This window comes from Rhabdothermincola salaria, from assembly GCF_021246445.1.
GTDB classification, from domain to species: domain Bacteria; phylum Actinomycetota; class Acidimicrobiia; order Acidimicrobiales; family Acidimicrobilacustridaceae; genus Rhabdothermincola_A; species Rhabdothermincola_A salaria.
Map to the genome: position 1 here is coordinate 242,393 of NZ_JAJQXW010000001.1, position 19,461 is coordinate 261,853.

Sequence of the window (19,461 nt, forward strand, 5' to 3'; positions counted from 1 at the left end):
GGTGGATCAGCCGGTCTCGGATCGACGCAGAGAGGCGAGCAGAGACGGGTCGTCGATACGGCGCACCGGCGTGCCTGCCGGGGCGGTGCCGCTCTCGATGGGCACGGCCACCGGTTCACCGTCGTCGAAGAAGCGCACCGCATCGATGTCTGCGAGCTCGGTGAGCGTGAACACGATCTGGGCCACGGCGAGGCGCTGCCCGCTGCCCTCGACCGAGTCGAGCTCGCTGACATCGAGGTCGAGGACCCCGTCGGCGCCGAGGTCGGTGCGGAGCACCTCGAGCCCGGGCGGCACGGAGTTGGTGAGCGACGGGAAGCCGAGCTCGGTCGGGCGCGCGTCGGCCAGCGCCTGGACCAGGGCCGCGGGAAGGCCCGAGGGCCCCTCGGGGACCTCGATCTCCACCGGGATCTCCGCCAGCTGCTCGGTGGCCCCGTCGCTGCTGGCCTCGACGAGGAAGAGCCTCTCGATGCTCGTCCGCCCCGGCTCGTCGGACACGGTGGTGGTGGTCGTCTCGTTCTGAAGGGCCTCGGGCAGCGCGTTGTCCGGGATGTCGCGGGCGCTGTCGTCGGAGGCGATGCCGCAGCCCACCAGGAGCACGATCGCGGCGAGCACGGCCAGGCCCACCTTGACGAGGCGACGCAAGGGCTTCATGCCTCTTCCTCCTCGTCCTCGTCCTCGTCCCGGGTGGGGCTCGTGGCCGGTTCGACGACGGGGAGCTCCACCACGAAGCGGGACCCCGGCTCGCCGTCGACGCGGCGGTCCACCCACACCCGCCCGCCGTGGAGGCGAACGTGCTCGTCGACCAGCGACAGGCCGAGCCCGACGCCGCTGTCGGTCGATCGCTTGCCGCTCTCGCCGCCGCGGGCGAAGCGATCGAAGATGGCGGTGCGGTCCTCCGGCGGTACGCCGGGGCCTCGATCCTCGACGGCGATCTGCACGCGGTGGTCGACCAGGGTGAGGGTGGTGGCGGTGGCGCCGCCCGCGTACTTGGTGGCGTTGTCGAGCAGGTTGGCGATGACCCGGCCGAACCGGCGCTTGTCGACCCGCACCACGACGTCGCTGACCTCGGGGTCGTAGCGCACAGGAACCCCGCCGCCCCCCAGGACGGACACGGCCTGGATCACCATCTCGACCGCGACCACCTCCTCGAGGTGCAACTTGATGGCGCCCACGTCGAAGCGGGAGATCTCGAGGAGGTCCTCGACGAGCTGCTGGAGCCGATCGACGTCGGCCGACAGCAACACGAGGGCGGTACGGGCCCGATCGGGCATCTCCTCGCGAGAGTTCTCGAGCACCTCGACGGTGGCGGAGAGGGTCATGAGCGGGGAGCGCAGCTCGTGGCTGACCTCGGACGCGAAACGAGCGTCACGGTCGATGCGGTCCTCGAGCGCCTGGGCCATCTCGTTGAACGGGGAGGCGATGAGGTCGAGATCGGGGTCGCCGCCCACGTCGAGGCGGGTGTCGAGACGTCCGCCGGCGATGGCCTCGGCGGCTCGGCCCACGTCGAGCAGGGGGGAGAAGACCCGTCGGCTGGCCCAGAAGCCGACCAGTCCACCGGCGATGGTGGTCAGCGCCGAGGCCCCCAGCAAGGAGATGGCCAACCCGTTGAGGGTCTCGCTGAGGTCCAGCAGCGACACGCCCTCGTAGTACTGCGCGTCGAGGGACGGGACGGGGACCCCGATCGCCAGGAAGGGCTCGCCGCGGTTGTCGAAGCGCATCCGGGCCGCCCGGCCGGCGTCGACGCGCTCCTGGAGCGACGCGGGGATGTCCTCGCGGCCGAACTCGAGGTTGTTGCGGGCGAACCACTCGCCCCGGTAGCGCAGTACCGGCTGGGCCCCGGCCGGGGCGGGCAGCGAGACGATCACCTGCTCGACCGCGGTGCCGTCGGCGTCGGTGCCGAGGCGGTTGCCCACCCGCTCGGCGTTGGCGAGGGCCTGGGTCACCGAGGACTCCTCGCGCTGGGTGAGCAGGTTCTCGCGGGTGAGTCCGAAGGTCACGATGGACAGCACGGCGGACAGCACCCCGGCGCCGAGCGCGAAGGTGAGGGTGAGACGGGTGCGCAGGCCCAGGCCGTGGCCGATGGGGATGAACCGTGGTCGGCGGCGCGTCGATCGCGTGGCGGCGGTCCGCGCGTCGGTGGCGGCGTTGCGGGCCTCGGCGGGGCTGGTCGCGGTCACAGGGCCCGAGGCGCTCAGGGCTGGAGCTTGTAGCCGAGACCGCGGACCGTCACCACATGGCGCGGGTTGGCCGGATCGGTCTCGACCTTCATGCGCAGCCGCCGGACGTGGACGTCGACCAGGCGACCGTCGCCGAAGTACCCGTAGCCCCAGACCCGTTCGAGGAGGACCTCTCGGCTGAACACCCGTCCTGGGCTCGACGCCAGTTCGACGAGCAGACGGAACTCGGTCTTGGTGAGGTGGACCTCGTCGCCGTCGCGCAGCACGACCCCTTCGTCGGGGACGATCTCGAGGTCGCCGAAGCGCAGGTGGGTGACGGCAGGGTCGGAGGTCCGGGCCCGGCGCAGCAGGGCCCGGATGCGAGCGGAGAGCTCCTTGGGGGCGAAGGGCTTGGTGAGGTAGTCGTCGGCGCCCGCCTCGAGCCCGGCGACCACGTCGTGGGTGTCGGCTCGGGCCGTCACCATGACGATGGGCACGTCGCTGACGCGGCGGATGGAGCGGCACACGTCGAACCCGTCGATGCCCGGCAACATGATGTCGATGAGCACCACGTCACACGGGTGGCGCGTGAACGATTCGAGCGCGTCCTCGCCCGTGTCGGCCTCCTCGACGACCCAGCCCTCGTCCTCGAGGGCCATCTTCACCGCCGTTCGGATGCGCTCGTCGTCTTCCACCGTGAGGATGCGGGTGCCCATAGCCATCCCCATCGTGCCCGATGTGGCGGGCGTTCGCGGTCATTTCGACCGAGAAATCCCACGTCGGAGGGAATCGAGGTGGGACGACGGCGTCGGGGAGGCGGCCCGAGGGTCCCCCTCTCGGCTCGTTCGGGCCACGAGGATGGACGCCGTGCCGACCGAACGGGAGGCACCTCCAGGAGCAGGTGATCCGCCATGACGCCTCCCCCCGCCCTCGGTGTCCGTGAGACGGTGGCCGCGATCGACGACGTCGTGGTCCGTGCCGTCGACCTGGTGATCGATGCCAGTGGCGAGTTCGGAGCGTGGTTCTCCACCATGGCCGCCGGCTTGGAAGGCGATCCCGGCGCCGTGCAGCGGCTGGTGCAGGCCGGAGGGCAGCGAGACGCCCAGCTCACCGAGGGCAACGGAGCCCTGGTGCGGATGCGCCTCGACGACACCCTGCGCGTGGTGCAGGGGATCGCCCGCAGGCACCCTCGTCGGGTCGAGGCCCACCTCCGGGTCGACGAGCGGCGGGTGGCCGCGGGCGGGGCGGTCCCGGGAGGCGTGGAGCGGGCGGCCGCCGCCCGGCAGCTCGTACGGGGATGGATGGACGTCGACGACTGACCCCGGCGACAGGGGACCTCCCGGTGTGGGGGGCGAGCTCAGGCCTGGCCGGCCCCGGCACGGCGCAGCAGCGACGCGAGCGGCTCGAAGAGGCCCGGCCCGGCGGCCAGGCAGAACTCGCCGGATGGCGGGCCTCCCTCGAGGTCGCCGACGAGGGCACCCGCCTCGGCGGCCACCAGTGCCCCGGCCGCATGGTCCCAGGGCTGCAGGCCGCGCTCGTAGAAGGCGTCGACGCGCCCACAGGCCACCGAGCACAGGTCGACGGCGGCCGCGCCCATGCGGCGGATGTCGCGGACCGCCGGGAGGACGGAGGTGAGCACCCGAGCCTGGCGCTCGCGCCGCTCGGGATCGTAGGAGAAGCCGGTGGCGACCAGGGCATGGGCCAGGTCGTGGGCGCCCGACACGGCGATCCGCTCGCCGTTGCGGAAGGCTCCGTGGTCGACGCGGGCACTGAACACGTCGCCGTGGAGCGGATCGTGGACGACACCCGCCACCACCCGGCCATCGAACCGGGCGGCGATCGACACGGCGAACCCGGCATGGCCGTAGAGGTAGTTGGTGGTCCCGTCGAGGGGGTCGACGATCCACTCGACGCCAGAGGTGCCCGTGCGGGAGGTGCCCTCTTCGCCGCGCATGGCGTCGTCGGGGCGGGCGCCGAGCAGGCGCCGCTCGATGAGCCGCTCGGCCTCGCGGTCCATCTCGGTGACCATGTCGGTGCTGGTGGACTTGGTGGCCACCGACGTGCGCACCCGGCCGACACCCTCGCTCAGCACGGTGGCGGCCTCGGCGGCCGCGGTGAGGGCCAGCTCGAGCAGGGCTCGGTGGTCGACGGGGGCGGCGGGCGCAGAGGTCTCGGTGACGGGCTCCTCGGGTCGGGCCACGGTCGTCGTCTCAGCGCACCCGCGGGGGCGGGTTGTCGGGCCCCGGCGGAGGTCGGCGGCCGCCCCGTGGGGCCGGAGTGGGAGCCGGGCCCCCGCGGGCCTGGATGGTGTGCCACTCGCCCATGGCCCGCAGGGTGAGCACCGCCACCACGGCCGTGCCGCCGGCGGCCACGACGGCGCCGACGAGCCCACCCAGACCGGTCTGCAGCCCGCAGTCGTCGCCTTCGCACTGCAGGTCGACGAAGGCGAAGCCGATGAAGCCGCCGGCGGCGCCGGCCAACACGATGGCGGCGAAGGCCAGCACCCTCGCGCCGACCGAGGGCAGGGCGGTGCGGGGCGCGCCCGGTCCGCTCGGTGTCCGGTCGGTGTCCTCGGGGGTGCTCACGGCCACCGATCCTACCGATCGGGCGTCGGGCCCCCTCCGCCGGGGCCAGCGCGGCGGGCCGTAGCATGACGCTCGTGAAGCCCCTGGTCATCCTCCCGACCTTCAACGAGGCCGAGAACATCGTCGAGGTTCTCGATCGACTCCGCGATGCCGTGCCCGAAGCCGACGTGCTGGTCGTCGACGACGCCAGTCCCGATGGCACCGCCGGCCTCGCCGAGCGATGGGGCGCCGAGCACGGTGGCGGGCTCTCGGTGCTGCGCCGGGCGGGAAAGCAGGGACTCGGCTCGGCGTATCGCGCCGGTTTCGCCGAGGGACTGGCCCAGGGCTACGACGCTCTCGTCGAGATGGACTCGGACCTCTCCCACGATCCGGCGGCGCTGCCGTCGCTGCTCAGCGCGGTCGACGCCGGCGCCGATCTGGCCATCGGTTCGCGCTACGTGCCGGGAGGCAGCATCCCGGAGTGGCCCAAGCACCGCGAGTACCTGTCACGGGGCGGGAACCGCTACGCCTCTCTGCTGCTCGGCTTGCAGGTCCGCGACGCGACCGCCGGCTTCCGCTGCTATGCGGCGCCGATGCTGTCCCAGATCGCCCTCGACGAGATCACGGCCGACGGCTACGGCTTCCAGATCGAGATGGCCTACGCGGTCGCCGGGAGAGGCGGCCGCATCGTGGAGGTGCCCATCAGCTTCACCGATCGCGTCCGCGGCACCTCCAAGATGTCCGGCCGCATCGTCGTGGAGGCGCTGGTGCTGGTGACCTGGTGGGCGATCCGCGACCGGCTGCTGCGCCGTCGCCGCCACGATGCCTCACCCGCCGACCCCGCGCGCTGATGCCTGCTCGCTCAAGTCGCTCCTCCCTCGTGCCGATTCCATGAACGTGACCACTGCGACCCTCACCCTGCTCCCGCCTCAGCGGCTCGGTGTCCTCCTCTCGGAGGGGCGACACGCCCGCGGTCGTTCGCTGACCGACGTGGCGTCGGCGTGCTCCTTCGACGAGGAGGAGCTGGACGCCCTCGAGCGCGGCGACCTGCGTCTCGCCGACGATCAGGTCCAGCCCGTCCTCGACGCCTACGGCGTCCCCGTCGAAGAGCTGATCCCCGCCCGCAGCCAGGTGGTGGTCGACCTCGACCAGGGGCAGCTCCTCGTCGCCGAGGAAGCGGCCGCCATCGACACGTCGGCCCCCACCGCCGACGAGGTCCTCTCGGCCTATCTCTCGCTCGTCTACACGCTGCGCCACGCCGATCCGGGCACGCCGCTCGTGCTGCGCCAGTACGACGTTGCCGTGCTGTCGCGTGCCCTGCGCCTCGCCGAGCCGGACGTCGAGGCCCGCCTCACCGGCCTCATGCGCCAGCCGAGCACCGACCTGAGCCTGTTCCACCGGCTGCTGCGCTCGAAGCTCGTCTTCCCCGTGGTGGGCGCCGTCGTCATCGCCACCGGGGTGGGCACCGTGCTGGTGCTGCGCGCCGGCGACGAGGCCACCCCGCCGCCGGAGCCGGCCACCCGGCCCTCTGCGGTCGAGGCACCCGTCGACCCGTCCGTGTCGCTCATCCCCGGCGCGGTGCAGGAACGCAACCCCGACGGTTCCCCCGGAGCGGTGCAGGTCGATCCCTGACCTGGCCGGGCCGGTCACCTCGACCGTGCCCGGCGCGGTCTCCCCGGCCTCCCCACGCAGTGCGATGATGGCGCGATGCGCGACTGGCTCGTGGGCGGTGCAGTCATGGAGGGCCCCGATGGGCTCCTGCTCGTCCAGAACCGGCGCCGCGACGGCCGCCACGACTGGAGCCCGCCCGGAGGCGTGATCGACCGCGGCGAGTCCCTCGTCGAGGGCCTCACCCGGGAGGTCCTCGAGGAGACAGGCCTGACGGTCACCGAGTGGGCCGGTCCCCTCTACGAGATCGAGGCCGAGGCCCCCACGCTCGGGTGGCGCCTGCGGGTCGAGGCCTGGAGGGCGGTCAGCTGGCGGGGCGACCTCGTCGTCGACGACCCCGACGGCATCGTGGTCGACGCCCGCTGGGTGAGCACCACCGACTGCGCCCTCCACCTCGCCGAGGCGTCGCCCTGGGTGGCCGACCCGGTGCAGGAGTGGCTGGCCGAACCGTGGGCCGGGCGACGCCGGTACGGGTACCGGATCGTCGGGCGCGATCCCCGGGCGTTGGAGGTCACCCGGGTGTGACCGTCCGCGACCGCCCGACGATCCTGCACGTCGACATGGACGCCTTCTTCGTGTCGGTGGAGCTGCTCGACCGTCCTGAGCTTCGGGGCCGTCCCGTCGTCGTGGGCGGGCAGGGCGAACGGGGTGTCGTGGCCGCCGCCTCCTACGAGGCGAGGGCCTTCGGCGTGCACTCGGCCATGCCCTCGGTCAGGGCCCGCCGCCTGTGCCCACACGCCGTGTTCCTCGCCGGACGTCACGCGCGCTACGCCGAGGTCAGCGCCGAGGTGATGACGATCTTCCGCCAGGTCACCCCGCTCGTCGAACCCCTCTCGCTCGACGAGGCGTTCCTCGACGTGGCGGGGGCCGAGCGTCGGATGGGTCCGGCCCCGACCATCGCCGCTCGCCTGCGGGCCCGGGTGCTCGACGAGGTCGGCCTCACCTGCTCGGTGGGGGTGGCCGCCACGAAGTTCGTGGCCAAGCTGGCCACCGAGGACGCCAAGCCCGGCGTGTCCGAGGCCGGCCCGGTCCTCGGCGACGGCGTGAGGGTGGTGGCTCCGGGCGACACGCTGGCGTTCCTGCACCCCCTGCCCGTCCGGGCCCTGTGGGGCGTGGGACCGGCCACCCTGAACCGGCTCGGGCGCCTGGGCATCGTCACCGTCGGGGACCTGGCGGCCACCGATCGGGGCATGCTGGTCGGGGCGCTCGGCCGGGCCCAGGGCCAGCACCTGCACGATCTCGCCAACGGGCTCGACCCGCGGCCGGTGGTGGCGGACCGACGACCCAAGTCGATCGGCCACGAGGAGACCTTCGCCCGGGACCTGCACCGGCGCGGCGAGCTCGAGCGGGAGCTGACCGGTCTGAGCGACGCCGTCGCGGCCCGCCTCCGGGCCCATGGGGTGGCTGGGCGCACGATCACGATCAAGGTCCGTTTCGGCGACTTCCACACCATCACCCGGTCGACGACGCTCGACGGGCCCGTGGACGACGCCTCGGCGGTGCGGCGGGCGGCGAGGGGCCTGCTCGACGGTGTCGACCCGGCGCCGGGCGTGCGCCTGCTGGGCGTGTCGGTCAGCGGTCTCGGCCCGGGGGGCATCCGCCAGCTGTCCCTCGACGATGCGGTCGACGAGCGGGTGGGTTGGGCCGGGGCCAGCCGGACGGTCGACGAGATCCGAGCCCGGTTCGGCGCCGACGCCATCGGCCCCGCCGCCCTGGCTCGGCCCGACGGGCTGGACGTGAAGGGCCCGGGACGTCAGCAGTGGGGCCCCGGTGCCGAGGCCGCTCCGGAGGACGTCGGGTGACGAAGTGGGGTGTCGCAGAACCCCTGCTGACGACGAGAAGTCAGATTTCGTCGCGGTCCGCGTTGTCGCCCGGCACGTTTGGTGGGAAGATGGGTCTCCCGGGACACACTTGGGTTGGTTGAAGGGGTCGAGACGGTGCCGCTATCCGAGGACGAACAGCGAATCCTCAGCGAGATCGAGCAGCAGCTCTACCAGTCTGATCCCTCGCTGGCCCGCGACATCGCCGACACCACCGTCTACACCTCGGCGTACCGCAACCTGAAGTGGTCGTTGCTCGGGCTGGTGGTCGGTCTCGTGGGCCTGGTGCTCACCCTGGGCACCTCGTACTTCCTCGCCTTCGGCGGCTTCCTGGTCATGTTGGTGTCGGCCCTCGCTGCCGAACGCAACGCCCGGCGCCTCGGCAAGGTGGGCATGCAGCAGATGACCCAGTCGACCAAGGTCGCCGGCCTGCGTGACGCCCTCGGCAACACCAACTCGCGCCTCAAGGACCGCATGCGGCGCGACGACGACGCCTGACGGGCACCCGCCCGCACCGTCTCGACCATCGCCGGAGACCGCCGCCCAGGTGTCGCGCCTGGGCCGAGCCAGCCCTCCCTCGGCGGTGAGCAGGAGTGCCCGGAACCGGTGGCCGGGGCCGCGATGGGGGCGGATCAGCCGTGAGGGCGATCGACGTGATGGCGTCGGGGAGCCCGGTCGGCACCGAGCCGGGGGTCGAGCGCCGCCAACCACCGACGCCAGCGGGGCAGCCGCTCGGCGACGCAGGCCCTGACCTCGCCGGCGTCGGCTCGGGCCGCGTCGGCCAGGGCCTGGTCGGGCCCGTTCGGCGCATAGGCAGCGGTGTCGGCGGCGTCGGCCAACCGGTGGAGCGCGGCGGCCTGATCGGGGAGGGCGGCACTGACGCGGCTGGCGGTCTCGGCGTGGGTCTCGCCCGGACGGGGTGAGAGCCGAGCCAGCGCGAGGTCGTCGGCGACCTCGCGCCAGGTCACGCGGATCTCGGCGGAGGGATCGCCGTGGGCGGCGTGGCGGCGCCGCCGCTGGGTGAGCGCGCGTCGTCCCGGCACGAGGGCGAGATACCCGGCCGCCGCGGCCAGGAGCAGCACGACGGCGAGGGCGAGGGTGCCGGCCCCGCCACGACCCGAGGTCGTATCCGCTCCGGCGGCGCCCTCGCTGTTCAGGACGTCGCCGGCTTCCTCGCCGGGGAGGCTGTCGGGGGTCTCCGGTGTCACGGGCGGCGCCGGCTCGCCCTCGGCCCCCTCGGGTGGGGTGGGCTCGGTGCCTCCGGTGGCAGGCGCCACCTGCGAGGCGCTCTGGCCGGTGTAGGCCTCGGCGTTGGGCGCACCTCGGCCCGGTGTGGGTTCGAACGGGACCCACCCGTACTCGCCGAGGTAGACCTCGGGCCAGGCGTGCGCGTTGCGCCCCCGCACCTGGAAGGTGGTGGTGCCCTCGGCCTCGTCGGTGCCCAGCTCGTCGCCCCACGTGAAGCCCACGGCCACGCGGGCGGGGATCCCGAGGGAACGGGCCATGGCGGCGAATGTCCCGGCGAACTGCTCGCAGTACCCCCGGCGGTTCTCCAGGAAGGCCACGATGGCGTTCCCGCTGTGCCCGGAGTCGACCTCGAGGTCGTAGGTGAAGCCACCCGAGGTCCGGAAGAAGTCCTGCAGGGCCAGGACCTGCTCGTAGCGGGTGGTGGCCCCGGCCGCGGCGACGACCTCGCGCGCGGTGGCGCTGGCCACCTCGGGGAAGTCCTCCGGTAGGTCGAGGGCGTCGCCCACCGAGTCCGGCAGAGCCGGGTCCGCTCGCTGCAGTTGCTCCGCGCTCCACGTGGGGACGAGGGACTCGACGGTGTAGCTGGCCCCGTCGGCATCGGCGAGGTCGGGGTCGACGATCAGGGTGGAGGTCTCCGCCTGATAGCTCACCGGCAGGTCCGCCGAGACCCCGACGGGCACGGCCGCGGCGGGCAGCCACAGCGTCGAGAGGCTCTGGATGCGGAACTCCTGGTCCACCTGTTCGACCGAGCGGCTGGGGAAGGAAGGCACGGGAAGCCGGTTCTGCACCCGGTCGTAGGTGCCGCTGGATCGCCAGATGACGCCGTCGAAGTCGTCGAGGGCGGTCATCCGCCAGTACGCCGGCACCGGGCTCGACACCTGGAAGACCTCGCTCTCGCTGCGCTGCACGAGGCGGCTGCGGATGTCGACCAGCGGGCTGACGGTGACCCGCCCGTCGTCCTCCTGCAACCCGCGCCAGTCGACGATGGCGTCGGAGTCGGCGCCGGGCAGCCGGGGACCGAGCAGCACGCCGGCGACGAGCGCCATGGCCACGATCACCACCCCGACACCGAGGAGGGCCCGCCCGCCGGTGGCGCGCTCGCTCGTGACCCACCCGTTGCTGCGCTCCAGGCGCACGACCCGGTGCAAGAGCGCGAAGACCAAGGCCGCCGCCACGTACACGACGGCGCTGGCCACCCTCTGACGTCCACCGGCGAGCAAGGTGGCGAACACGAAGAGGGTGAGCGACGGCACCACGGCGTCGCGTGACGACCACAGTCGGAACGCCGCCCAGTCGGCCAGGAAGGCGCCGACCCCGACGGCGAGGGCAGCGGCCACGACGAATCCGGTGAGCACGGGAGCGGGGGCGACCAGCTCGCTGAACGCCGACCACGAGCGGTCGAGCTCGAGCCGGGCGGCGTCGAGCGTGGAGGGGGTGGGGACCAGGGCGAAGGTCGTCTCGCGGAAGAACAGCCAGGTGGCCACGAGGACCCAGGCCGCGGCGACGGCGAGGAACGACAGGGCGATGCCCACGCCGCGTCGGCGCAGGACGGCGCTGAGCACGTGGACGGCGCCGGCGATGACCAAGAGAGGCCAGAGGAAGTCGAAGGAGTCGAAGATGCGGGCGAAGCCGTACACCCCGGCAGCGGTGAGGGCGCCCAGCGCCACCTCGGCGCCGAGCAGGTGCGGCGGGCGGTCGGCCCCCCGACGGGCCGGGCGGGCCGGGCGCGTGCCTCCGAAGCGATCGGCCCGGGCGTCGGGCGGTGGCTCGAGCGCAGGGGCCGGCGCGGGCCCGTCGGGCGGGGGAGGAGGCGGCGAGGTGATGGTCATGGTCGGCTCCCCACCGGGCGCGCCGTCGACGTGGATCGGGAGCGGCGTTGGACCTCGGCCCAGGCCGCGGCGAACGCGGTGTCCGGTGCGACACGGAGCACCCGGAGGCCTCCGGGTCCCGGGCTGGTCTGGGGGGAGGCGGCGGTCACCCGGTCGAAGCCCACCGCCATCGCTGCGCCGTAGCGCCGGCCCAGCCGGCCCAGCTGTTCCAGATCGGCGTCGGTGAACAGGCCTCCCACCACCACCAGCGCGCCACCGGTGGTGCCGGCGGCGAGGGTGTCCAGCGTGCGGCGGAAGCCGCCCTCGCCGGTCGGTCCGATGCAGGCCAGGTGCTCGAGGACGGCTTCGGCGTGGCCGTGGCCGGCGGCGAAGCCCGAGTCGGCACCGTCGGTGGCGAGGTAGCGGATGAGGTCCTGGCGTCGGGCTCCGGCGGTGACGAGGCTGGCGGCGGCGGACACCGCTCGCTCGAGGGTGACCTCGTCGTGGCGCGTGACCCGGGCGTCGAGCACGAGCGTCGCTCGCCCCTGCCAGGGCAACTCGTCCTGGCGCACCATGAGCTCGTCGTGGCGAGCGGTGGAAGGCCAGTGCACCCGCCGGAGGTCGTCGCCCACCACGTAGGCGCGCAGGGCGTAGAAGTCCTCGCCCGACCGACCCAGCGCATTGGGGTGCTCGGCGCCGGCCATGGGATCGTTGCCCGACGTGAGGGGAAGGGGCGACACGGCCTCGACCCTTGGGTACACGATCAGCTCGGAGATCCCCGTGGCCGGCATGACCAACCGGGCCAGGCCCAGGGGGTCGGCGATCTCGACCTCGAGCGGCCCGATGGAGACGACGCCGCGCCGCTCGGTGGGGAAGCGGTAGGCGGCCCTCGCCGACCCGCCGGGTCGGAGCGGGTTCACGACGAGCAGCGCGCCCCGGGTGCCCGACACGCGATCGCGCAGGGTGAGCAGCGGCGAGCGTCGTCGCCCCCGATTGGTGACGTGCAGGTCGATGCGCGACGGGGAGCCGGCGCTCACCCGTGGTGGGTGGAGGTCCCGGCTGACCTCGACCGAGATGCGGGTCACGACGAGCCACAGGCCCGAGAGCACCAAGAGCGCAGCCAACACGGCGCCGGCGACGTAGGCCTCCACGAACCCGAACACGCGCCCGGCGACCAACAGCGCAGCCGCGCTCACACCGGTGAGCCAGCCTCGACGGGTGAGCACGGGCTACCCGGCGGTGGGGACCGGGACGGTGGCGACGACCTCGGCCAGGGCGTCGGCCGCGCCGATGCCCTGGAGCTGGGCTTCGGGCGTGACCATGAGGCGATGGGCGAGCGCCGGTTCGGTGAGGGCCTTCACGTCGTCGGGCACGACATAGCCCCGTCCCTGGCTGGCGGCTCGGGCCCGGGAGGCCCGCAACAGCGAGAGCGTGGCTCGCGGTGACATGCCGAGGGCCAGGTGGGGGTGGTGCCGGGTGGCATCGGCCAGATCGACGAGGTAGCCCCGGACGGCCTCGGAGACGTGGACCGTGCGAGCGGCGGCGATGAGGCCCTGGACGTCGGCGGCGGTGGCGACCGGCGTCAGCCGGGCGAGCGGTTCCACGTCGCCGTGGGTGTCGAGCACGGCGAGCTCGTCGGCCCGGCTCGGGTAGCCGATGCTGGCCCGCAGCAGGAATCGGTCGAGCTGGCTCTCCGGCAGCGGGTAGGTGCCTTCGTGCTCGATCGGGTTCTGGGTGGCGATCACCATGAACGGCGGACCGAGGGGGTAGGTGACGTTGTCGACGGTCACCTGGTTCTCGGCCATGGCCTCGAGCAGGGCCGACTGCGTCTTGGGTGACGCGCGGTTGAGCTCGTCGCCCAGCACGATCGATGCGAACACCGCCCCGGGACGGAACTCGAAGTTGTCGGTCGAGCGGTTCCAGACCGTCACGCCGACGACGTCGCTGGGCAGCAGGTCCGGGGTGAACTGGATGCGTCCGAAGCTGGAGTCGATGGAGGCGGCGAGTGCCTTGGCCAGGGTGGTCTTGCCCACGCCCGGGACGTCCTCGACCAGGAGGTGGCCCTCGGACACGAGGCAGAGCACGGCGAGCTCGATCACCTCGCGCTTGCCTTGGATCGCCCGGGCCATCGAGTCGGTGATGGACCCGAACAGGTCGGCGAACGTGGCGGTGCGGACACCGGCTTCCTGGGTGGTCAAGACCGAGCTCCTCTCGGCGGGTGCCGACGGGGCCAGAGGCGGGGGGGAGGACGGTCCAACTGGGCCATCCGCCCGGTCAGGCTAGGTCGCCGAAGGCGGATCCACGAGGTCGGGGCCGTTGGGCCCGCCCGCGGCCGGCCGGCGATCGGTGCCGGGCGCCCCGTCGGCACGGAGTGGCGGTCGGTAGGGTGCCGTGGCGTGAACGCCGACGACACAGGGGGAACACCCGCCAGGACGTGCCTGGCCGTCGACATCGGTGGCACCAAGATGGTCGCCGGGCTGGTCGACGCCGAGGGTGTCGTCCTGGTCCGCCGCCAGGTGCCCACCCGGCGCGACCTCACCGCGCAGGGCCTGTTCGACCTGCTGGCCGGCGCGGTCGACGAGGTGCTCGCCGCCGGACCGGGGCCCGCCCCGGCCGTCGTCGGCGTGGGCTGCGGAGGGCCCATGGCTCCCGGCGGCGTCGACGTCTCACCCCTCAACATCCCGGCGTGGCGGGGGTTCCCCCTGCGCGACCACCTCCGCACCCACACCGGGTTGCCCACCTTCGTCGACAACGACGCCAAGGCGTTGGCGTTGGCGGAGGGCTGGATCGGTGCCGCCGCCGGCGTCGACGACTTCCTCGCCATGGTCGTCTCCACCGGGGTGGGGGGCGGGATCGTCCTCGACGGGCGCCTCCTCGACGGCGCCGGGGGCAACGCCGGGCACATCGGCCACGTCGTGGTGGTGCCCGACGGGCGCCGGTGCGCCTGCGGCGGCGTCGGCTGCCTCGAGGCCGAGGCATCCGGCACCGCCATCGCCGCCATCACCGGGCGCCCTGCTGCCGAGGCGAGCGACGAGGTGCGGCGCCGCACCGGCGTGCTGGTGGGCCGGGCGGTGGCGTCGGTGGCCAACCTCCTCGACCTGCGCTCGGCGCTGGTCGCCGGCTCGGTGGCCCTGGGGTTCGGCGAGGTCTTCTTCGCCGCCGCCCAGGGCGAGATCGATCGTCTGGCCCGGCTGGAGTTCTCCCGCGGCACCGTCATCTCACCGGGCGGTCTCGGTGGCGACGGTCCGCTCGTGGGGGCCGCGGCCGTCGGTTGGCGCGGCTCGGCCGCCGGCGCCGACCGTCCGGGAGGCCGACGGTAGGCTCGGGTCATGGTGCGACGAGGTCGAGGCAACGGGGCGGGCGCCGCTACCGTCTCGATCGCGTGGATGGGTCGGGCGGCGGTCGCGGTCGTCGTGCGGCCCTGGTTGTGGACCACCGCTGTTCGCCAGCTCGGCCGTCTGGTGCCCGACCGGTGGTGGCGTCGACGCCCCCACCTGCCGGTGCCCGACCCCGCCTACCTGCGGTTTCGTCTCGTCACCGCCTACGGGGGCCAGGGCCACGACCCTCGTCCGGCCGACGTCGTCACCTACCTGCACTGGTGCCGGGCCTGGCCCCGGGTCACGGGCAGCTGAGCCGGGCCAGGCGGGTGCCGTGCGTCCGATCGACCTGACCTGCTCCGCCCGCCGGCCACTACGCTGCGGCCAGGAGCGGGGCATCCGCCCGGCTCGCGGCCCCGAGGGGAACCGTGGGTGAGCACGTCCTCGTCCTGAACGCCACATACGAACCGCTGAGCACGGTGGGCTGGCAGCGGGCGGTGGTCCTCGTCCTCGACGGGGTCGCCGAGATCGTGACCGCGGACGAGCACCGACGGGTGCGCTCGCCGAGCGTGTCGGTGGCCAGGCCCCACGTCATCCGGCTCCTGTCCTACGTGCGGGTGCCCCGAGGTCGGACCGCCCCCGTCACCCGGCGAGGGGTGCTCACGCGCGACGGCCATCGCTGTGCCTACTGCCGCGGGCACGCCGACAGCGTCGACCACGTGGTGCCCCGTTCCCGACCCGAAGGCCATCACACCTGGGCGAACCTGGTCGCCGCCTGCCGCACGTGCAACGGTCGCAAGGGCAACCGCACTCCCGAGGAAGCGGGCATGCCGCTGCTCGCCAACCCCTTCGAGCCCCGGGGTATCGGGTCGCTGGTGGTGCGGGCCGGCGCCACCCGGGCCGAGTGGATGCCCTGGTTGACGGCCACCGGGTGACGGGTCGCTGGTCGATCGAACAGCTGGCCGGCGCCGCCGGCCCCTTCCACGGACGCGACCCGTCCGATCCGCCCCGGCGCGAGATGTGGGTGTTCACGGTCGACCGTCCGGCGCTGGTGCTCGGCTCCACCCAGCCCGCCACCGACGTCGACACCGGTGCCGCCGAGCGTCTGGGGGTGGACGTCGTGCGTCGGCGCAGTGGGGGAGGTGCGGTGCTGCTCGACCCCGGGGCGGTGGTGTGGGTCGACGCTGTCGTGCCCCGCGACGACGAGCTCTGGCACGACGACGTGGGGCGGGCGTTCGCCTGGTTGGGGCAGCTCTGGGCCCGGGTGCTGGGCGACCTGGGGGTGCCGCCCGACCAGGTGGCGGTGCACGAGGCCGGACTGGTGACGACGCCGTTGTCGCCGGTGGTCTGCTTCGCCGGGCTCGGGCCCGGTGAGGTCACCGTCGGCGGGGCCAAGGCGGTCGGGATCTCCCAGCGACGGACCCGGTCCACCGCCCGCCTGCAGTCTTCGGTGTTGCTCTCGTGGGATGCCGAGCGCCAGGTCGCCCTGCTGGCCCCGGGACTGGCCCGGGTGGCCGGCTCGGCGGGCGCCCGCCACCTCCGCGACCTGCCGGTGGCGCCGATGACCACGTCGACGACGACAGACGTCGTCGACGCGGTCCTGGCCCGTCTCCCGAGCTAGTCGGGGGTGCTGGCGTCGCGCAGCGACAGCTTCCAGGTGCGGAAGCGGGTGTGGCGTTCGCCGTCGGGGCCGAGGCCGTCGCCGTTGCCGTCGGCGTCGAGGGCGAAGAACCAGCGGTCCTCCGGATCGGCGACGTTGACCGCGCAGTAGCGAGCCGGTTCTCCGGCGGCCCGCCCGGCCCGCCACAGCAGGTAGTCGTGGATGCGACGGATGTAGGTGACCAGCTCCACCCCGATCTCCTGGCCGAGGTCGCGGACGAACGGCGGGGCCTCGATCCAGCGCGTGGCGGGGATCATCGACTCCCTCTGGGGCAGCGGGGGCAGGTCGGCGGTGTGGACGTCGTGGTCGATGGGCGGGCGATCCTCGGTGGGGGTGGACATCGCGTGGTCCCTTCGTGGGTGGCTCCGGCGCTCCGGTGTCCCGGCGGTCCGGTTCGGTGGCTCCCTCCCTGGTTCCTGCATGGAATCGGCGCCTCGGGGAGCGTCGAGAGCATGCGAGAACGCGTCTGGAGGGGGAGGGCTAGGTCAGGTTGGCGAAGGCCTCGGCCCGAGCGGTCTCGCCGGCGACGAGGATGGTGTCGCCCTCGCCGACGACGGTGTCGGGCGTGGCGTAGGTGAAGACGCCGCCGGCGGGCTTGATGCACACGACGGTGACGCCGTAGCGGGACCGGAACATCAGCTCGGTGAGGGACTTGCCCAGCATCTCCGTCGGCGCGGTGGTCTCCACGAGGGCAAACCCCGGGTCGAGCTCGAGGTACTCCATCATCCGACCGGTGACGAGGTGGGCGACCCGCTCGCCCATCTCGGCCTCGGGGAAGACCACGTGGTGCACGCCCACCCGTTCGAGGATGCGGGCGTGCGGTTCGGTGATGGCCTTGGCCCAGATGTCGGGCACGCCGAGGTCGCCGAGTGCGGCGACGGTGAGCACGCTGGCCTCGATGCCCGTCCCGATGCCGACGACCGCGATGGGGAACTCGCCGGCACCGAGCTGGCGCAGCACGTCGGCGTCGGTGCTGTCGGCCTCGACGGTCTGGGTGAGCAGCCCGCTGTAGCGCTGGACCAGGGCGGGGGAGGTGTCCACGCCCAACACCTCGTAGCCGAGGCCCATGAGGCTGGTGGCGAGCGACGCGCCGAAGCGCCCGAGACCGATCACGAGGACCTGGTCGGCGGTGGAGTGGCGGATGCCCGCGGGCCGTCGGCGGGGCATGCGGGGCATCTGGTGCTCAGCCAATGATCGGCCTTTCCTGGGGGAGTCGGTAGAGGCGCCCACGCTCGCGCAGCACGAGCGCGGCGAACAGGGTGATGGGGCCCACCCGCCCGAGGAACATGAGCACCACCAGCACCATCTGGGCCGGGGTCCCGAGCTCGCCGGTGATGCCGGTGGAGAGCCCGACCGTGCTGAAGGCGGAGAGGGCCTCGAACAGCGCGGGGCCGATGGTCACGTCGGCCAGCACCACCAGCGCGAACGTGGCGGTGATCACGGCTCCGACGGCCAACAGGACCAGGGCCACGGCCTGACGTTGGGCGGTGTCGGGGATCCGGCGACCGAAGGCGTTGACGTCGGGGTCGCCGCGGACCTCGGACCAGATCACGAACCCCAGCAGGGCGAACGTGGTGACCTTGACGCCGCCGGCGGTGGAGGCCGAACCGCCGCCGATGAGCATCAGCGCGTCGGTGACGAGCCAGCTGCTCTCGCGCATGGCGCCGTAGTCGAGGCTGTTGAAGCCGGCGGTCCTGGGCATGACCGCCTGGAACCAGCCGGCGAGCACCTTGTCCGGTCCGTCGAGGGCCCCGAGGGTGGCGGGGTTCGTCCACTCGGTGGCGCTGAGCAGCACCGTGCCCACCACCAACAGCAGCAGCGTGGTGCCGACGGTGAGCTTGGTGTGCAGCGCCCAGCGACGGGGTCGGGTGAGGTGCTCGCGCAGGTCGAGCCAGACCGGGAAGCCGATGCCGCCGGCGATGACGGCCAGGCCGATGGTGACGATGAGCCACCAGTCGGTGACGAAGCCCATGAGGCTGTCGCTGAACAGGGAGAACCCGGCGTTGTTGAACGCCGAGATGGCGTGGAACAGACCCAGGTACACGGCGCGTCCGACCGACACGTCGCCGTCGGCGTAGAACCTCCAGGAGAGCACGACGGTGGCCACGCTCTCGAACAGGACGGTGAAGGCGGCGACGCCGATGAGCACCCGGCGGACGTCGCCGGGGTCCATGGTGCCGGTCTCGGCCTGGGCGAACAGCCGTTGGCGCAGCCCGAGCCGGCGGGAGAGCGTCAGGGCCACCAGCGACGACAGGGTCATGATCCCGAAGCCGCCCAGCTGGAACAGCACCATGATCACGACCTCACCGAACGTGCTCCAGTGCGTCGGGGTGTCGACCACGACGAGCCCGGTGACGCACACCGCGGACGTGGCGGTGAAGAGCGCCTCGCCGGGGTTGGTCACCGATCCGGACTCGGTGGCGAAGGGCAGCATCAACAGCACCGTGCCCACGGCGATGGCGGCGCCGAAGGCGATCACCACCATGCGGGCGGGGGAGAGGGCTCGACGGGCGAACGGCACTCCCCACTTCCTACTCCGCCAGGGGCCCTGCTGTCGCCATCGTCGACGGGGCGGCCCCGGCCGCCGGCGCCCGAGGTCGCGCCCGTCGTCTCCGGGGCCCGCGCCCTGCGTGGGCGGGGGTGCACGTCGGGCGGTGGACCCGGCGGGGCGCGACGGGGGGTGAGGTGTGGACAGGTGGGGGGAAGTGGCATACAGTGGGGCCTCGTGGGGCTCCGAGGGGGCCGGTGGAGAGGTCGTGGAACGTGTTCGTCGGGACGTTCGAGCATTCGCTCGATGACAAGGGCCGAGTGGTCCTCCCGGTCACGTACCGCAACCACCTCAACGGCCAGCGGGGCTACATCTCGCAGTGGGACCTGTGTCTCGGCGTGTGGACCGAGGAGGGCTTCCAGGACGTGGCACAGCGACTGACCCAGAAGATCAGGGAGGGCCAGGCCCCCCAGGAGGCCATGCGGGCCTTCTCGTCCAACGCCCACGAGGTCAGCGCCGACTCGCAGGGCCGCATCACCATCCCCCAGCGCCTCCGGGAGTTCGCCGGACTCGACCGCGACGCCGTGCTCATCGGCGCCATCGACCGCATCGAGATCTGGAACCCCGAGCGCTGGACCGACCAGTCCTCCGCCGCCGACCACAGCCTCGTGAAGGCGGTCACCGCCCTCGGGCTCTGACCACCTGCCCGCCATGTCCCCGCTCACCGCCACC

22 protein-coding genes are annotated in these 19,461 nt (G+C 73.2%); 11 read left to right on the plus strand and 11 right to left on the minus strand.

Annotation, left to right across the window (positions count from 1 at the left end; all coding sequences use genetic code 11):
• Positions 1-6: 6 nt before the first annotated feature.
• From LUW87_RS01155 to LUW87_RS01165, 3 genes are read right to left on the minus strand one after another with little or no spacing between them, the layout of a single operon-like run.
• Positions 7-651 (minus strand): GerMN domain-containing protein, encoded by a 645-nt coding sequence (locus LUW87_RS01155; RefSeq protein ID WP_232669239.1) that lies wholly within the window; start codon positions 649-651, stop codon positions 7-9.
• On the minus strand, positions 648-2,177 hold the full coding sequence (locus LUW87_RS01160; RefSeq protein ID WP_232669240.1) for a sensor histidine kinase: 1,530 nt from the start codon (positions 2,175-2,177) through the stop codon (positions 648-650). The genes LUW87_RS01155 and LUW87_RS01160 overlap by 4 nt, the downstream gene beginning before the upstream one ends.
• Before the next feature lie 14 nt (positions 2,178-2,191).
• A complete protein-coding gene (locus LUW87_RS01165; RefSeq protein WP_346742411.1) occupies positions 2,192-2,872 on the minus strand; it encodes a response regulator in 681 nt (226 codons plus the stop codon).
• Between the two features lie 195 nt (positions 2,873-3,067).
• On the opposite strand from LUW87_RS01165, the gene LUW87_RS01170 reads away from it, so the two are divergent.
• Complete coding sequence (locus LUW87_RS01170) at positions 3,068-3,475, plus strand: hypothetical protein (RefSeq protein WP_232669242.1); 408 nt, start codon at positions 3,068-3,070, stop codon at positions 3,473-3,475.
• Positions 3,476-3,513: 38 nt separating this feature from the next.
• Here LUW87_RS01170 and LUW87_RS01175 read toward each other — a convergent pair whose 3' ends face one another.
• Together LUW87_RS01175 and LUW87_RS01180 are read right to left on the minus strand one after the other, a co-directional pair.
• Entirely contained in the window at positions 3,514-4,356 is an 843-nt protein-coding gene (locus LUW87_RS01175) for an inositol monophosphatase family protein (RefSeq protein ID WP_232669243.1), read from the minus strand.
• 10 nt (positions 4,357-4,366) lie between these two features.
• Positions 4,367-4,741: a hypothetical protein gene (locus tag LUW87_RS01180; protein ID WP_232669244.1), complete on the minus strand. Its 375-nt coding sequence runs from the start codon at positions 4,739-4,741 to the stop codon at positions 4,367-4,369.
• A 65-nt stretch (positions 4,742-4,806) separates the two neighbouring features.
• Between LUW87_RS01180 and LUW87_RS01185 the strand changes: the two genes are divergently transcribed.
• The 5 genes from LUW87_RS01185 to LUW87_RS01205 all read left to right on the plus strand — a co-directional run bounded on the left by LUW87_RS01185 (position 4,807) and on the right by LUW87_RS01205 (position 8,706).
• Complete coding sequence (locus tag LUW87_RS01185; protein WP_346742389.1) at positions 4,807-5,571, plus strand: polyprenol monophosphomannose synthase; 765 nt, start codon at positions 4,807-4,809, stop codon at positions 5,569-5,571.
• A gap of 46 nt (positions 5,572-5,617) precedes the next feature.
• On the plus strand, positions 5,618-6,352 hold the full coding sequence (locus LUW87_RS01190) for a helix-turn-helix domain-containing protein (protein WP_232669246.1): 735 nt from the start codon (positions 5,618-5,620) through the stop codon (positions 6,350-6,352).
• 75 nt (positions 6,353-6,427) lie between these two features.
• Positions 6,428-6,913 (plus strand): NUDIX hydrolase, encoded by a 486-nt coding sequence (locus LUW87_RS01195; RefSeq protein ID WP_232669247.1) that lies wholly within the window; start codon positions 6,428-6,430, stop codon positions 6,911-6,913.
• Between the two features lie 35 nt (positions 6,914-6,948).
• Positions 6,949-8,190 carry a DNA polymerase IV gene (locus LUW87_RS01200; protein WP_249419697.1) on the plus strand — a complete coding sequence of 414 codons (1,242 nt, stop codon included), beginning with the start codon at positions 6,949-6,951 and terminating at the stop codon, positions 8,188-8,190.
• A 135-nt stretch (positions 8,191-8,325) separates the two neighbouring features.
• Entirely contained in the window at positions 8,326-8,706 is a 381-nt protein-coding gene (locus LUW87_RS01205; RefSeq protein WP_232669249.1) for a DUF3040 domain-containing protein, read from the plus strand.
• Between the two features lie 134 nt (positions 8,707-8,840).
• Here the strand turns inward: LUW87_RS01205 and LUW87_RS01210 are convergent, their stop codons facing one another.
• Genes LUW87_RS01210 through LUW87_RS01220 form a run of 3 tightly spaced genes read right to left on the minus strand, consistent with a single transcriptional unit; the run spans position 8,841 to position 13,462 of the window.
• Positions 8,841-11,285: a transglutaminase TgpA family protein gene (locus tag LUW87_RS01210; RefSeq protein ID WP_232669250.1), complete on the minus strand. Its 2,445-nt coding sequence runs from the start codon at positions 11,283-11,285 to the stop codon at positions 8,841-8,843.
• Positions 11,282-12,490: a DUF58 domain-containing protein gene (locus LUW87_RS18960; protein WP_232669251.1), complete on the minus strand. Its 1,209-nt coding sequence runs from the start codon at positions 12,488-12,490 to the stop codon at positions 11,282-11,284. Before LUW87_RS18960 ends, LUW87_RS01210 begins: the two co-directional genes overlap by 4 nt.
• Positions 12,491-12,493: 3 nt before the next feature.
• Positions 12,494-13,462, minus strand: a complete 969-nt coding sequence (locus tag LUW87_RS01220; protein ID WP_232669252.1) for an AAA family ATPase — start codon at positions 13,460-13,462, stop codon at positions 12,494-12,496.
• 198 nt (positions 13,463-13,660) lie between these two features.
• Between LUW87_RS01220 and LUW87_RS01225 the strand changes: the two genes are divergently transcribed.
• The 4 genes from LUW87_RS01225 to LUW87_RS01240 all read left to right on the plus strand — a co-directional run bounded on the left by LUW87_RS01225 (position 13,661) and on the right by LUW87_RS01240 (position 16,202).
• Entirely contained in the window at positions 13,661-14,584 is a 924-nt protein-coding gene (locus LUW87_RS01225) for an ROK family protein (protein ID WP_232669253.1), read from the plus strand.
• Positions 14,585-14,593: 9 nt separating this feature from the next.
• A complete protein-coding gene (locus LUW87_RS01230) occupies positions 14,594-14,896 on the plus strand; it encodes a hypothetical protein (RefSeq protein ID WP_232669254.1) in 303 nt (100 codons plus the stop codon).
• Between the two features lie 113 nt (positions 14,897-15,009).
• The gene (locus LUW87_RS01235) at positions 15,010-15,516 is read left to right on the plus strand and encodes an HNH endonuclease (RefSeq protein ID WP_232669255.1); all 507 of its coding nucleotides are present in this window, start codon (positions 15,010-15,012) and stop codon (positions 15,514-15,516) included.
• Positions 15,513-16,202, plus strand: a complete 690-nt coding sequence (locus LUW87_RS01240; protein WP_232669256.1) for a lipoate--protein ligase family protein — start codon at positions 15,513-15,515, stop codon at positions 16,200-16,202. Before LUW87_RS01235 ends, LUW87_RS01240 begins: the two co-directional genes overlap by 4 nt.
• Here LUW87_RS01240 and LUW87_RS01245 read toward each other — a convergent pair.
• The 3 genes from LUW87_RS01245 to LUW87_RS01255 form a co-directional block, all read right to left on the minus strand.
• Positions 16,199-16,582 (minus strand): hypothetical protein, encoded by a 384-nt coding sequence (locus tag LUW87_RS01245; RefSeq protein ID WP_232669257.1) that lies wholly within the window; start codon positions 16,580-16,582, stop codon positions 16,199-16,201. The genes LUW87_RS01240 and LUW87_RS01245 overlap by 4 nt on opposite strands.
• Positions 16,583-16,721: 139 nt before the next feature.
• On the minus strand, positions 16,722-17,408 hold the full coding sequence (locus LUW87_RS01250; RefSeq protein WP_232669258.1) for a potassium channel family protein: 687 nt from the start codon (positions 17,406-17,408) through the stop codon (positions 16,722-16,724).
• A gap of 16 nt (positions 17,409-17,424) precedes the next feature.
• Entirely contained in the window at positions 17,425-18,726 is a 1,302-nt protein-coding gene (locus tag LUW87_RS01255) for a TrkH family potassium uptake protein (protein ID WP_249419701.1), read from the minus strand.
• Between the two features lie 260 nt (positions 18,727-18,986).
• Here LUW87_RS01255 and LUW87_RS18965 point away from each other — a divergent pair, with 260 nt between their 5' ends.
• A complete protein-coding gene (locus tag LUW87_RS18965) occupies positions 18,987-19,427 on the plus strand; it encodes a division/cell wall cluster transcriptional repressor MraZ (RefSeq protein ID WP_232669260.1) in 441 nt (146 codons plus the stop codon).
• Positions 19,428-19,461: the final 34 nt, after the last annotated feature.